General features: G+C 42.5%; 11 protein-coding genes and 4 tRNA genes. 12 read left to right on the plus strand and 3 right to left on the minus strand.

The features are described from left to right. Positions 1-26: 26 nt before the first annotated feature. The 3 genes from J1N51_RS00620 to rnhA form a co-directional block, all read right to left on the minus strand. Entirely contained in the window at positions 27-1,040 is a 1,014-nt protein-coding gene (locus tag J1N51_RS00620; RefSeq protein ID WP_208832091.1) for a hypothetical protein, read from the minus strand. A 117-nt stretch (positions 1,041-1,157) separates the two neighbouring features. Beyond that, positions 1,158-2,669: a DUF4397 domain-containing protein gene (locus tag J1N51_RS00625; RefSeq protein WP_208832092.1), complete on the minus strand. Its 1,512-nt coding sequence runs from the start codon at positions 2,667-2,669 to the stop codon at positions 1,158-1,160. A 136-nt stretch (positions 2,670-2,805) separates the two neighbouring features. Further along, positions 2,806-3,264, minus strand: coding sequence for a ribonuclease HI (gene rnhA, locus J1N51_RS00630; RefSeq protein WP_208832093.1), 459 nt, complete (start codon positions 3,262-3,264; stop codon positions 2,806-2,808). An 81-nt stretch (positions 3,265-3,345) separates the two neighbouring features. Between rnhA and dnaQ the strand changes: the two genes are divergently transcribed. The 12 genes from dnaQ (at position 3,346) to J1N51_RS00690 (ending at position 14,269) form a co-directional block, all read left to right on the plus strand. Further along, positions 3,346-4,056 (plus strand): DNA polymerase III subunit epsilon, encoded by a 711-nt coding sequence (dnaQ, locus tag J1N51_RS00635; protein ID WP_208832094.1) that lies wholly within the window; start codon positions 3,346-3,348, stop codon positions 4,054-4,056. A 77-nt stretch (positions 4,057-4,133) separates the two neighbouring features. Continuing rightward, positions 4,134-5,558, plus strand: a complete 1,425-nt coding sequence (locus J1N51_RS00640; RefSeq protein WP_208832095.1) for a TIGR03503 family protein — start codon at positions 4,134-4,136, stop codon at positions 5,556-5,558. Between the two features lie 109 nt (positions 5,559-5,667). Continuing rightward, positions 5,668-5,744 (plus strand) — tRNA-Asp (locus J1N51_RS00645). 40 nt (positions 5,745-5,784) lie between these two features. Further along, positions 5,785-5,861: transfer RNA gene (locus tag J1N51_RS00650), tRNA-Asp, on the plus strand. Between the two features lie 21 nt (positions 5,862-5,882). Then, positions 5,883-5,959, plus strand: a tRNA-Asp gene (locus J1N51_RS00655). Positions 5,960-6,018: 59 nt separating this feature from the next. Continuing rightward, positions 6,019-6,095 (plus strand) — tRNA-Asp (locus J1N51_RS00660). 268 nt (positions 6,096-6,363) lie between these two features. Beyond that, positions 6,364-7,743 (plus strand): amidohydrolase, encoded by a 1,380-nt coding sequence (locus J1N51_RS00665; RefSeq protein ID WP_208832096.1) that lies wholly within the window; start codon positions 6,364-6,366, stop codon positions 7,741-7,743. A gap of 10 nt (positions 7,744-7,753) precedes the next feature. Next, the gene (locus J1N51_RS00670) at positions 7,754-8,989 is read left to right on the plus strand and encodes an amidohydrolase family protein (protein WP_208832097.1); all 1,236 of its coding nucleotides are present in this window, start codon (positions 7,754-7,756) and stop codon (positions 8,987-8,989) included. A gap of 181 nt (positions 8,990-9,170) precedes the next feature. Next, positions 9,171-11,795 (plus strand): efflux RND transporter permease subunit, encoded by a 2,625-nt coding sequence (locus J1N51_RS00675; RefSeq protein ID WP_232842829.1) that lies wholly within the window; start codon positions 9,171-9,173, stop codon positions 11,793-11,795. 20 nt (positions 11,796-11,815) lie between these two features. After that, on the plus strand, positions 11,816-12,649 hold the full coding sequence (locus J1N51_RS00680; RefSeq protein WP_208832098.1) for an outer membrane lipoprotein-sorting protein: 834 nt from the start codon (positions 11,816-11,818) through the stop codon (positions 12,647-12,649). A gap of 18 nt (positions 12,650-12,667) precedes the next feature. Then, the gene (locus J1N51_RS00685) at positions 12,668-14,026 is read left to right on the plus strand and encodes a hypothetical protein (protein WP_208832099.1); all 1,359 of its coding nucleotides are present in this window, start codon (positions 12,668-12,670) and stop codon (positions 14,024-14,026) included. Between the two features lie 30 nt (positions 14,027-14,056). Then, entirely contained in the window at positions 14,057-14,269 is a 213-nt protein-coding gene (locus tag J1N51_RS00690) for a YgaP family membrane protein (RefSeq protein WP_208832100.1), read from the plus strand. The last annotated feature ends 3 nt before the right edge of the window (positions 14,270-14,272 follow it).

Here is a 14,272-nt window from a genome sequence, read left to right on the forward strand (position 1 = left end):
TAAAAATAAAGAGCTCAATGGGGGCCTTATTGAGCTTGGAGTCCTGTCATACATTGGCGGTCATTTATATCGCAAATCGTTCCAAGCACTTTAGTGTTAGTTGGCGAGACCTCTTTGTTTATTAGGTTTGAGACAAAGTCTTTTAACAATTCTGTATGAGTCAAGGCCACTGTTTCTATGTGGTTTAACTTGTCGTAGTTATGTAACTTAATGTGTGATGAATCAACCTGCCTCCAATCTTTAGCTGAAGTTACTCTATCGTTTGTTGACGCGTAGACAAAGGTTGGAATACGTGAGTGCTTTGTTTTAGTGACAAGGTCGGTGTCGTCAGCGGAAAGGTTGGAGTTGGTATAAATAAGTTGAACGGCTTCCTCCACAGTTTCATCAGAAATAAAGGTCGAATATAGTTTGTCTTTGTGAATTATGTCCCATAAAGCAAGCGTCGAGTCGTGGAAGTCGGTCATAGGTGCAATAAGATGTAGGCGAGTTTCTATGGTATATATTGATGATGTTTGAGCTGAGACAGCTTGAGCGGCGAGTGCACCCATAGAAAAACCAATTAAGTGCACTTGGCTTGGTTGCTTTTGTTCAATTAAAGAAATGACTGGCGACACAAAGTCCAAGCCGAATTTAAAAGGTACGGACATATCGGCACTTTGAAACACGATCACTTCAGCGCCAGTGATATGTTTAATCCACTGTTGGTGAAGTGCGACGATTTCAGTTGGTTGATTAAAGCCAGGAAAAACCAAAATTAAACTGCTTGGGTCATGTGATATAGGAGTGTCTTCTTTGGTTGATTTAAAATGCCAAACTTGTTCGTTGAGCTTAAATTGGTAAGAAGATGAACTGGAGCTGACTTCCTTAAGTTGTTGACCTTTGATGCAATAACCGAGGTCGTCACAAAACTCAGTTTTTGAGATTAGGGCGTCAATATTTCCCGAAAATTGATTGTCTTTTGGCGCTGTAATTTTATCAGCAATAAATTGAGCGCAACCAGTGAGTGACAAGCAAAATAAAACAACAATACAAACCTTCATCGAAACACCTCTCATTCCATTGAACAGCGTTTTACTGTCCATAATCCGTAATATTAGAATTACATAGCGACGAATATAGAACAAGCGCTTAACGAAACGCCTGTTCTTTTGTTTGTGTTACTGTTGCATAAAGGTCATTGCATAGCCTGAACTACTGTTGTCATTCTCATCTAATACCACCATTAGCTCGCCACTCTCTTCGTCTAATGTCAGGGTATCGGTGGCTAATATCACTTCGCTACTGCCTTCGCGCGCAACGGCGTACACGGTATAGGTGTTATTCAAAAGGGTTAGGGTACGTTCACTTCCAAACGTGGTGTATTGACTGTATTCCGCGGTTTCTATTACTTCATCACTTCGGACGTAATAAAGCGTTATAGAATTAAAGTCATCGTTATCAATTAAATTAACGGCGGTGATTTGGTGATCGTAAATACTGTCTCTAAGACTGTTAGTGACCTGCAAAGAACGAATGTGAACTTCGGTTTCATCAATAATTCCGTCGCCGTCTTCATCGACATTACCGTCATTGTCTTCGTCGACTGCAACTTCTTCTAAGTATAAAAACAAAGTGCGTTTTATATTTTCTGGTAAGGTTAAAAGGTGGTTGGTTTGTAATTGGCTTTGTTGTTCGGTACTAACAATATCCACACTGTAATCACCATTTGGTGCGGTCATGGTTGTCGACATGCCACCATAGGGAAGCTGAGTGAGGTCAAACTTTTCTTTTAATCCGGTTAGGGAGACATCAATGTTGGTCTGATAGTTTGGGAGTTGCTCATGGGTTTCAATACCGTTGTATATCTTAAATTGCGATTGTGCGTTTTTGTCGTTGTACTGATAAACGATGGATGAGTTGGCCATCCAATCTAATACAAAAGGAGACTCTCCGGCACCTTGGTTGTTTCTAATTGAAAGAAGATATTGGGTCGCACTGGAATAGGAGAGTTCTTCAGAGGTAAACAGGACGCTGTTTTGGCCAGCTTCTGTTAAGTAAATAGTGTAATCGTCTTGACTGAGTTTTAGGTTAGCGGACAGATCTGAATAATCGACCGTCGTTATAAGCTCGGCTTCGTTAAATGTCTCGTTGGATTTAGAAATATACACGTCAACCGATGGAATCTCCGACTCCGAAGCCATATTCAACAGGCGCAAATTAAATAAGTCGTTATCATTATCGTCCTCTTGTTCCTCTTCAGACAGGACTGGAATGTTATACATAAATACACGAGGCGTTTCGATGTCTTCAGATAGGACGACTAATGTCGTACTGTCGGTTTGAGCCTTAACGGTATCTTCATAAATAACCACTAAATCGTCGCGGTCGTAAGAGTCAGAGTCTTGCCAAGCCAATTCTATAAAGTACTCGCCATTGTCTAATTCGACCGAGCCTGTAACTGAGCCATAGCGAATGCCGCTTACCGTGATTTCGACATCATCTGTGTCACTGCTATTGAGATCATCGTCAATTGTCATAAATACTGCAGGTGAATTAGGTGAGGCATTATAAAACTTAATCATACCTGTACCTGACTCATCGTCTGAGCTGCACGCCATTAATCCCAATGCGGCAAGGCCAACGGAAAATGTTTTTATTGTTATAGAAGGGGAAAGTGTATTTTGAGACATTGTCTACTCCGATTTAGTGATTGTCACTGCGTAGAGCGGTCAAAGCCAAATTAGTTTCTAATCTCGGAGTAGAATTACGTTGTTTTACAAAAGCTGTGATTTGTCGAGCAAATCTTTATACAACTTTACAGAACTATCATTGAAAACCTGAGTCATCCAACAAGTCTTTTGATTCAGCTGCAGCACGGGCCAAGTCATCAACTAGCTCGTTTTCTGGATGCCCACTGTGGCCTTTTACCCAATGCCATTTTATGTCATGTTGTTGAACCGCTGTATCGAGTTGCTTCCACAAATCTACGTTTTTGACGGGTTGTTTGGACGCGGTTTTCCAGCCGTTCTTTTTCCAGTTTTTGATCCACTTAGTGATGCCGTCTTTTACATAGTTACTGTCGGTTGTGATATCGACCTTGCAAGGCTGGCTTAACGCTGACAATCCTTTAATAACCGCTAACAGCTCCATGCGGTTGTTGGTGGTGTTTTTGTAGCCTTGGCTCATTTCTTTTTTGTGGCCGTTGTACGTTAAAAGTGCTCCGTAGCCTCCAGGGCCAGGGTTACCTAAGCAAGAACCGTCGGTAAAAAGCTGCACTGATTTCATAAACTCATTGTCCTAATGGGTGATTTTGCATTTAATAACAGAGTATACTCTAACTAACTTAAGCAATTAATACAGTTTCTCATGGCAAAACGACAAATCATTATGGATACCGAAACAACAGGTATCGATCCGCGAGACGGCCACCGCATTATCGAAATAGGTTGTATCGAAATGGTCAACCGCCGTCTGACCGGGAATAATTTCCACGTTTATATAAATCCATTAAGAGAAATTGAAGACGAGGCAATTGGCGTCCACGGTATTACCAATGAGTTTTTGCGCGACAAACCTTTGTTCAAAGATATAGCTGACGAGTTTTTTGACTATATTAGAGGCGCAGAGCTTGTCATCCATAACGCGCCGTTTGATATCGGCCATATGGACAATGAGTTTGGAATTTTGTGGCAAGATTGGACTCAGACTGCAGATTTTTGTGCCGTGGTCGATACACTAGTGATGGCTAGGGATAAACACCCAGGCCAAAAGAACAGCTTGGACGCCTTGTGTCGTCGTTACGAAATTGATAATTCGCATCGTATGTTGCACGGAGCTTTGCTCGACTCCGAAATTTTAGCCGATGTATACTTGCGCATGACAGGTGGACAAGTGGCGATGGATTTGGCACATCAGTTAAAGTCACAAGGTCAAGGTAGTGAAGGAGCAGAAATCGTACCGCGCAATTTAAAAGTTGTGATGGCCAGCGATGACGAACTCCAAGCCCATGAGGGGCGGTTAGATATAATTGAAAAAGAGGGTGGATCTCCACTGTGGCGTACTTCTCAGACAGAATAACAGCAATAAAAACTAACTTTTCAGAATACGTTTTTTCTAATCCGATAACGAAAAGAAAACATCAAACCAAGGTGTTTGTGGCGTCCACCTTAGTTGCGGCGTCGTTGGTTAGCTCTCTTTCTTTCTCTTCTCATGCTGGTCTTGGCATTCCCAAAGTCGTTGACCCGACTTCAGCGCAAACCCAAGCCAAACTCGAAATGCTCAAAAACTTCGAGGGCAAAAATCAAATAAAATTACTCAACAATCGGTTTCGTATTGATTACGAAGTGGATGAAATCCTCATTCTATTGATCCGTAAACACGGTGCGCCGCCAGCGATACTTGTACGCCCAGATGGTTCAAAGTTGTATTACACCGATATGGAAACCTCTGAGGTTAAGTGGCATGCAGATATCAGCTATGACCTAATAAGGTTGCGCAATCCAATGCCAGGGCCATGGCAGGCGTTGGGTAAAATACAAGATGACAGCAAAATCATGGTGCTGTCTGATGTTCAATTAGAAGTAGAAACTCTGCCAAATATTGTTTTTCAATCGGAGCGCGTTAAAGCCAAAGCGAAGATCTTGAATGCAGGTTCGATGATCAAAGACCCAGCCATCCGAGATGTGGTGAGCTTAAAAGCCTACTTATATTCTACCAATGAGGCCGAGCAACCAAACTTTGGTGCCAGTATTTATCAATTAGGTGAATTTTATGACGATGGCCGTTTGCTTGATGAACGGCCTAGAGACGGTGAATTTACGGTTCAGTATGATTTTAATTGCGAAGTGGGCAATTGGACCCCAACGTTTCGTGCTCAGGCTGAATTATTTACCCGAGAAATCATTCACGATCCCATCACTGTTTTACCCAACCCGATCAGTTTTGATGTAGATGTTGCTGCACCAGATGAAAAATATCACTTGGTAAAAGTGAGCGTGAACGATGAATTTTTAGATGATGGCTCATTGATTTTTCAAGGTACGATTACGTTCCCTAACATGGAGCAAGAGACGTTTCACTTTAACCAAGGTCAAACTCGCGAGCTAAACGTCTTCCAAAACGAGTTTGGTTTATTTGAGATTAAAGCTGAAGTGTTTGGTAAGGATAAAACCGGTAGGGAGTTTATGCTGTCGTCGCCGGCGTTTACGTTTATTACTGAGCCACCAGAAATCGTGGTACCAGAACAAGCTGATACGGACTCAATCGATACCACCGAAGTAGGGGATTCAACCTCATCGCCTGTAGAGACGATTGCACCAGAGAAAGAACCTGAGCCTGAATCCGTTAATATTGCATTGATAATTACCCTTAATATTATTTTGTTATTGGCCGGTTTACTTATTATTTGGGTGGTAATACTTAATAAACCTATTCCAAATCCATTTAAAAACTTAAAGTTGAAGAAAAAAGTTAAAACTGAAGAATCAGAAGCACCTGAAAATAAAGAAAAAGCGGACAAAAAAGCGTCAAAATCGGAAGGTTCTGATGATATTTTAGACCTTTCTTTGCCAGATGATTAGAAACTAGGCAAAAGAACATCTTTTTTAAAAAAAGTGGTTGACGGTTGTGAAATCAAACTTTAATATTCGCGCCGTTGTTTAGGGAAACAGACAACAAAGCGAATCAATTGGAGCGGTAGTTCAGTTGGTTAGAATACCGGCCTGTCACGCCGGGGGTCGCGAGTTCGAGTCTCGTCCGTTCCGCCAATCGCTTTGAGTCAGTAACCCAAACAATATAAGTTAAGCTGGAGCGGTAGTTCAGTTGGTTAGAATACCGGCCTGTCACGCCGGGGGTCGCGAGTTCGAGTCTCGTCCGTTCCGCCACTTAACTTAAGACTAAAGGCTGGAGCGGTAGTTCAGTTGGTTAGAATACCGGCCTGTCACGCCGGGGGTCGCGAGTTCGAGTCTCGTCCGTTCCGCCAATCTTTAGTCTTACATTTCTAAAAGTTTATGTGTCTAGCATAAATGCTTAGGTCAAAGCGGAGCGGTAGTTCAGTTGGTTAGAATACCGGCCTGTCACGCCGGGGGTCGCGAGTTCGAGTCTCGTCCGTTCCGCCACTTTGACTCTTCAATTAAATGACAAATCCCAACTTAAAATCTCATTCAAAAGAACATTTATCAGTTGTCTAACTTGCTTTGATTTATCGTCTTTATTAATTTGATCTTCCTTTATCGGTTTAACACCTTTTTTATTTTGTCTTTTCTCGATGAAACTAGTGAAAAACCTGCGGTTTAACGAAATTTAGTTGTCTACAACCCACAAATTTTCAATTATGCTATACCTAGAAAAATCGATTGATAAAACAATAATAAAGGGGACATCGTTATGCGTAAGATCGCATTCAGTGCGACCTTGATCGCTTCTGCCGTTTTAGCCGGTTGCACCGGTCTAGAAGCACAAGATCCAAAAGTAGAAATTAATCCAAATCCATACCCAAGTACTTATCAACCAATGGAACAATTAACGGTTCTGGTGAAAGGTGCGACAGTTTTGACGGGTACGGGTGAACGTTTAGATAACGCCGACGTGCTTGTTGTAAATGGCAAAGTATCTGCGGTGGGCGAAAACATTGAACACGGCAGTGCGACGGTAATCGACGGCGCTGGCAAATGGGTAACACCGGGTCTTATCGATGTTCACTCTCATTTAGGTGTTTATCCATCACCAAGCGTTGAATCTCACAGTGATGGTAATGAAATGACTGCGCCGGTGACTGCAGAAGTTTGGTCGGAGCATTCGGTATGGCCTCAAGACCCGGGTTTTGAAACTGCACGTGCGGGTGGTATCACTACATTACAACTTCTTCCTGGTTCGGCGAACCTTATCGGTGGTCGTGGTGTAACACTTAAAAACGTATCATCACACACGATGCAAGGCATGAAGTTTCCTGATGCGCCTTACGGCTTAAAAATGGCCTGTGGTGAAAACCCTAAACGCGTATATGGCAGCAAGAGCATCGCTCCTTCAACTCGTATGGGTAACATGGCTGGTTATCGCCAAGCCTTTGCTGAAGCAACTGAATACAAGCGTGCATGGGATAAATACGAGCGCGACTATGCGGCAGGTAAAAACCCTGAAGCACCAGCTCGTGATTTGACATTAGATACGTTAAAAGGCGTCCTTGACGGTGACATCTTGATCCATAACCACTGCTATAAAGCAGAAGAAATGGCAATGATGATTGACCTTGGTAAAGAGTTTAACTACCACTCAGGTACGTTCCACCACGCTATTGAAGCTTACAAAATTGGTGACTTGTTAGCTGAAAATGGTAACTGTGCAGCAATGTGGCCGGATTGGTGGGGTTTCAAAATGGAAGCCTATGACATGATCCTAGAAAATGTCGCTGTCGTTGATTCTTTCAAAAACTCTTGTGCTGTTGTTCACTCTGATTCGGGCACAACGATTCAGCGTCTAAACCAAGAAGCCGCAAAAGTGATGTATCGTGCCAACGAAAACGGCTTTGATATAACAGAAGAGCAAGCAATTACTTGGATCACATATAACGCCGCTAAATCGCTAGGTATTCAAGACAAAACAGGTTCATTAGAAAAAGGCAAAGCTGCTGACTTTGTCATTTGGAATCAAAGCCCATTCAGCTCTTATGCAAAAGCTGAACAGGTATATGTTGATGGTGCCAAAGTCTATGATGCTAACGATGATACGTACAAAGCGAAAAGTGACTTTTTGCTAGGTCAGAAATAAGGAGCGAATAATGAAAATGTTAAAACTATCTCTGCTTGCAGCAGCATTAACCACAAGTTTCGCGACTTTAGCTGACTCAGTTGCTATCACTAATACAACAGTTTACACAGGCACAGAGCAAGGTGTAATCAGTAATGCTAATGTGGTTATCGAAGACGGTAAAATTGTTTCAATCAACCCTGCCGAACTAAATGTTGACTCAACGGTTGACGGTCAAGGCCGAATCTTAACAGCGGGCTTTATTTCGACGGGCAGCCAACTAGGCTTGGTTGAAGTCGGTGCGGTTTCTGCATCTCGTGATATGAGTGCTAAAAAGGGCGGTATTACGTTTGATCCATCTTTAGCGTTTAACCCAGATAGCAGCTTGATCCCGTTTTCTCGCAAAGGTGGTATCACCCATAGTGTGGTTGCGCCTCGTGGTGCTGAAGGCATTTGGGCGGGTCAGATCTTTGTTGCAGACTTGTCGGGTGAATATGACAGCGTAGTTGACACAAAAGTTGCTACCTTAGCTTACTTTGGTTCTGAGCGCAGCGGTTCTCGTGCTTCAGCACTGGCGAGTCTAGAGTCTAAGTTGAAAGATCATCAAGCGGCATTAGAAAAAGCCAGCAAAAAAGATGATAAAGACGACAAAAAAGAGCCAAGTGCAGAAGAACAAATCCTTACTGACTTGTTAAACGGGTCAAAGCCACTTGTTGCTTATGCTCAACGTGCAACCGATATTTTACACCTGCTTAAAATGAAAGAAGAGTTTGGTTTGAACCTAGTTCTTTCAAGTGCGGCAGATGCGGTACGTGTCAAAGAGGAAGTTGCGGCAGCCGGTGTACCTGTGATCATGCAAGCGATAGACAATTTACCAGAGAGTTTTGATTCATTAGAAAACGCATTGACCAATGCGGCAGAGTTAGAACAAGCCGGTGTTAAGTTGCTATTGACTCATACGGATACGCATTTAATTTACAACCTTCGTACTGATGTAGGCATTGCCATTGCCAATGGTTTGTCACGTGAAACTGCCCTTGCTTCAGTTACCAAAAACGTTGCCGAAACGTTTGGTATTGAAGGTGGTGTTGTAGCGGAAGGTCAACCCGCAAACCTAGTGTTGTGGAGTGGTGACCCGTTTGAGATCAGTTCAAAGGTCGAAAATATTTGGATTGATGGCGAAGAAGTTTCAACAGAGTCACGTCAAGATAAACTACGTGACCGCTATACGTCTAAAGAAAACAAGCCTCGTGGTTACATAAAGTAATCAACAGGTTAATAAAGTTAAATATAGAAAGGTCAGCTATGCTGGCCTTTTTTATTGTCTGTTTTGTTATATAGACTAGGGGTTTTAGTTATATAAGTTATACCTAATATATATAATATTAGTATTTTCTAATGTATAGTGCGCAATATGATCAAATACCAAAAGTAAAGGTAGAAGAGTTGTGATTGATTCGAGCATTAAACGCTGTGTCGCATTGAGTTTAGAAAAAGCGCACATTATATATTGGGTTATGGCGGTTATTGCGGTGGTCGCTATGCTGCAATTTCCTCGTATCGAAATAGATACCGACCCAGAAAACATGTTACCTGCGTATAACCCACAAAGGGTATTCCACAATCAAACCAAACAAGAGTTTGGCTTGTATGACGCGATAGTGGTTGGCGCGGTAGCCGACAGCCAGACTCAACCAACTGGCCTTTTTACACCTAATGAGTTAACCAATATCAAGTCTGTTACAGATTATATCTTAACGATTGATGGGGTCATTGGACACGAAGTCATGTCGTTGTCGGAAGTGGATAACATTACCCAACAAACACTTGAAAGTGGCGATAAGGCGATTCGTTTTAACTGGTTAATGAAACAAGCACCAGAGCAAGAATCACAGGCACAAGAAGTCCTTAAACACGTTAAAAACTTACCTCTACTGAACGAAACTTTAGCGGCCGAAAACGGCAACGCTGTAGCTATTTATGTGCCTATCGTTGATAAAAACCAGAGTTATGCGATATCGCAGTTAATTCAGGACAAAATTAATACCTTAGACAGTAAAGCGCAGTGGCATATTACTGGTTTACCGGTTGCAGAAGACCAATTTGGTTATGAAATGTTTGTCCAAATGGGCATTTCTGCGCCACTAGCGGGCCTTGCTATTTTTATCTTGTTGTTTTTGATGTTCCGTTCATGGAGCTACATCACTGCGGCTATGGTTGTTGCTATGTTTACCGTTGTGGTGACGATGGGCTTGTTAATTGGTATGGGCTTTACTGTTCATATTATGTCCTCGATGATCGCGATTTTCTTAATGCCAATCGCAGTAGTTGACTCAGTACACATAATGTCAGAATTTGCGGATCGCTTTAAAGAAGGTCAGGATAAACGCGAAGTAGCAAAAGATGTTGTTTCAGAGCTATTTACTCCGATGTTATTTACCTCAGTAACATCGACAATAGGCTTTTTGTCACTGTTGTTGACTCCTATTCCACCGGTGCAGATCTTTGGTGCCTTTATTGGTTTTGGCATTATTTTAGCCTTTATAACGACGATTTTATTCGTACCTGCTTATTTATCACGCTTGAGTGATGAGACACTTATTGCACTACAAAAAACGCATCAAGCGCAATTGGAGTCTAAGTCTGGACTGAACAAGTTGGTCAGCGTTATAGGCCGTATAGCAAACAAACGTCAGGTATTACATATCATTTTGTTTGTTGGTGTATTTGCATGGTCATTAGTTGGTATCGGTAAAATCGAAATTAACGACAATCCGGTACGTTGGTTTAAAGAAAGTCACCCAATTCGTATTGCCGATAAGGCGTTAAATAATGAGTTTGCAGGTACTTATAACGCGTATTTAGTGATGACGGACACGACAACGAGACCAGATTTAAAAATGCTGTTTACCGGCGACAATATGGGCTCTTCTATTCCAGCATCACTTAAAGAATGGGCTGCAAAACAAGCTTCTCGATTTGACAAGGTAAGTGGTAGTGAAGGCGAGGCTGTACCAAGTCTTTCTGAGCTTACATTTGCGATTGAAGATCAGCTGTTTGTGGTTGAAGACGAAGACGCGATTAAATGGCTCGAGAATACCTTAGCCAAGTTAGAAGCGGTGGCAAAAGCTGAAAAGCGTTTTGTTCAACCTGAAGTACTTGGTTATATGGAGTCATTGCAAAACCACATGGCACAAAGTGGCTTAGTAGGTAAAACTAACGCTCTGACCGATGTCGTAAAGGTTGTTAATCGAGAGTTGAAGTCAGGCGAAGCAAAAGACTATGAGTTGCCAACTACCGCCAATGGCGTCGCTCAGACGTTGATTCAATACCAGTCATCACACCGACCGAATGATCTGTGGCACTTTGTGACGCCAGATTATAAAAAGGCGCTAATTTGGACCCAATTAACCAGTGGTGATAATCAACACATGACAGCGGTTATCGAGTTGGTCGAACAGTTTGTGGCCGACAACCCACTGCCTCAAGGTATTGAAGTGAATTGGGCGGGTAAAGCGTATATCAACGTGATTTGGCAAGAGCAAATGGTCGCAGGGATGTTAGACAGTTTGTTAAGCGCATTTGTAATTGTGTTTATTATGATGGTTTTGTTGTTCCGCTCGGTTGTATTTGGGGTGTTAGCAATGTTACCCCTGTCACTCACCATCAGCTTTATTTATGGTTTGATTGGTTGGATTGGCAAAGACTATGACATGCCAATTGCGGTATTGTCGGCGTTAACCTTAGGTTTGTCGGTTGATTTTGCAATTCACTTTTTGGAGAGGGCAAGGGCAACCTTCACCAAAACCCAGTCAATTCAGCAAACTATGTCTATTATGTTTGAAGAGCCAGCGAATGCGATTACCAAAAATGCCTTAGTTGTTGCTCTTGGCTTTACTCCATTGTTATTTGCTCCTCTTGTCCCTTATGTCACTGTGGGCGTGTTCTTAGCGAGCATCATGGTGGTCTCGGCAATGGTTACTTTAATCATGCTTCCGGCGCTTATGACGATTTTAAAGGGCTTGGTTTTTGGTAAAACAGCCAATGCCAATAATTCCAACAGCGCGAACTAATTACAAACAGGAGAATTACCATGTTAGATGTATTTAAAGGTTTAAAAGTTGCCACCAAACTGACTTCTGCTTTGTTTATGACAGCGATGTTAGGCATGTCGAGTCAGGTCATCGCAAACGAGGCAGAAACAGCGCAAAGTATCATTAAAAAAGCGGAGCTTGCTGCGTATTACGCAGGTAACGACGGCAAAAGCCAAGCTCGAATGTTGATTGTTGACAGTCAAGATCGCAAGCAGATGCGTCAATTTACAATCTTAAAGAAGGACGTGAAAGATGGCGGCGATCAAAAGATGTTGGTGTTCTTTTCTCGCCCAACTGACGTTAGTGGCATGGTATTTCGTGTAGAAAAACACAACGGCCAAGGTCAAGAAGACGACCGTTGGTTGTATTTGCCTGGGTTGGACTTGGTTAAACGCATAAGTGCCGGTGACAAGCGAACATCTTTTGTCGGGTCACATTTCTTTTATGAAGATGTTTCGGGCCGTGCAACCTCTGAAGATACCTTTGAATTGTTGGAGCAAACGGACAGTGCATATATCTTAAGTGCAAAGCCCAAAGACCCATCAAGCGTTGAGTTTAGCCGCTATCGAGTCTCTATAGATAAAAAAACGTTTTTGCCAATGGAAATTCGATTTTTTGATGCCAAAGACAACGAAACTCGTCGTGTTGAGAGTCTAGAAGTAGAAACGATTCAAGGTTTTCCGACGGTAACAAAATCTAAAGTAACGGATTTAGTCGGTGGTGGTTACACCTTAATGGAATTTCGTGGCATTGAATATAACTTAGGCCTTCCGGACGACCTATTCACCGAACGAAGCTTGCGTACGCCGCCATTAGAGTGGTTAAGAAAGTAAAAGCTCAGAGGTTTAACAATGAAATTAAATCGTATGGTGGCAAGTCCAGTGTGGTTAGCAGGGTTGATTACTTTGTTGTCACCATTGACGGTGATGCCAAGCTACGCCGCTGATAGCCAGACAAAGAGCAGCCAGTCCAATAACAAAGACAAAAAAGATTCCGAAAGCGTATGGGATGAATCCATGGGCGATAGTTGGGGAGACGAGTGGGACGAGCCTAAAAGTTTTTGGCAAAGTTTCACTGGTTTTGCCGAATTAAGTTACGGTCAGCGCCTACAGACTGACCCGCTAATCAACGAAAAACAGACGCTAAACGAAGCGAGACTCCAAGTTAAAAACCAGTGGTTGCTCGACTCGTCGACCGTAAACATTCGAGCTCACGGTTTTTATGATGGCGTAAAAAGTCAGTGGCGAGGCCAAATAAGAGAGTTGAATTGGCAAGGCAAGGTCAGTGATAACTGGGACCTCAAAGTGGGCCAACAAGTCTTAACATGGGGTACTGGCGACTATGTATTTGTTAACGATTTATTTGCTAAAGATTGGCAAAGCTTTTTTGCAGGTCGTGACGATGAATACTTAAAGGCACCTCAATTAGGGGTAAAAGCGTCAGGCTACTTCGACAAATTTAGTGTCGACCTGGTCTATTCCCCTAGTTTTACCGCGGATACTTACATAGATGGTAGCGTGTTTTCTTATTACAACTATCAACCGGGAGCGATGGATGTTGGCCAGTTTGAACCGTCATCACCTGAAAGCGCGATTCGGATTAAAATAAATCAGGACCAAACAGAATACGCATTTTATGGGTATTCGGGTTTTGAAAAGTCGCCACTGAGTGCACAAGTAATACAAGGGCAAGAAGGCCAGCTCATTGGCTTTGCTCCTTATTTTGCGCCACTTAATGTGATTGGAGCGAGTGTCCGAATGCCTGCGGCAGTTGGCTTATTTAACGCCGAAGTGGGTCACTACAATACGTCAGATAGCGACGGACAAAACCCATTGGTCAGTAATGATCAATGGAAGGTGTTAGTCGGATACGAACAAGAGTTAATGCCAAACGTTACTGGTTCTTTACAGTGGCTTTATGAGTATATTTTGGACCGTGAAGTAGGTGAGTCTAATCAACAGCACCGCAGCACAGTTACAGCACAAGTGCGAGTAACCGCTATCCAAAATAAGCTCAACGTCCAGTTTTTTAATTTTTATTCTCCGTCAGATAAAGACGGATATGCTCGGGTCCGTGTCAACTACAAGATCACAGACACGTGGCAAGTCAGTGGTGGCTTAAATCATTTTTGGGGTGACCAACCAGATTCATTTTTTGGACAATTTGAAGATGCATCAAATGCATTTGTCTCAGCCCGATTTTATTTTTAAACAATGAATTTATAACAAGAGGTAATTATTATGTCATTAGAACGCGCAGTTGCTGCATTTGCGGGGTTTATGGTTCTGCTATCAGTAGCATTAACTTATTTTGTGCACCCTAACTTTATGTGGTTTACGGTGTTTGTTGGAGCAAATTTGTTTCAGCAGAGCTTTACTGGATTTTGCCCAGCGGCCATCGTCATGAAAAAGCTAGGTATTAAAACAGAACGTGAACTCGCTCTGAATAACTAACAT

This window comes from Psychrosphaera ytuae (assembly GCF_017638545.1).
Lineage (GTDB): Bacteria > Pseudomonadota > Gammaproteobacteria > Enterobacterales > Alteromonadaceae > Psychrosphaera > Psychrosphaera ytuae.

What these genes read in the sequence shown, in the direction of transcription:
- J1N51_RS00685 (WP_208832099.1), top strand. Translation starts at nt 12,668, where the DNA reads ATGAAATTAAATCGTATGGTGGCAAGTCCAGTGTGGTTAGCAGGGTTG.
- J1N51_RS00665 (WP_208832096.1), top strand. Translation starts at nt 6,364, where the DNA reads ATGCGTAAGATCGCATTCAGTGCGACCTTGATCGCTTCTGCCGTTTTA.
- dnaQ (WP_208832094.1), top strand. Translation starts at nt 3,346, where the DNA reads ATGGCAAAACGACAAATCATTATGGATACCGAAACAACAGGTATCGAT.
- J1N51_RS00690 (WP_208832100.1), top strand. Translation starts at nt 14,057, where the DNA reads ATGTCATTAGAACGCGCAGTTGCTGCATTTGCGGGGTTTATGGTTCTG.
- J1N51_RS00670 (WP_208832097.1), top strand. Translation starts at nt 7,754, where the DNA reads ATGAAAATGTTAAAACTATCTCTGCTTGCAGCAGCATTAACCACAAGT.
- rnhA (WP_208832093.1), bottom strand. Translation starts at nt 3,264, where the DNA reads ATGAAATCAGTGCAGCTTTTTACCGACGGTTCTTGCTTAGGTAACCCT.
- J1N51_RS00680 (WP_208832098.1), top strand. Translation starts at nt 11,816, where the DNA reads ATGTTAGATGTATTTAAAGGTTTAAAAGTTGCCACCAAACTGACTTCT.
- J1N51_RS00625 (WP_208832092.1), bottom strand. Translation starts at nt 2,669, where the DNA reads ATGTCTCAAAATACACTTTCCCCTTCTATAACAATAAAAACATTTTCC.
- J1N51_RS00620 (WP_208832091.1), bottom strand. Translation starts at nt 1,040, where the DNA reads ATGAAGGTTTGTATTGTTGTTTTATTTTGCTTGTCACTCACTGGTTGC.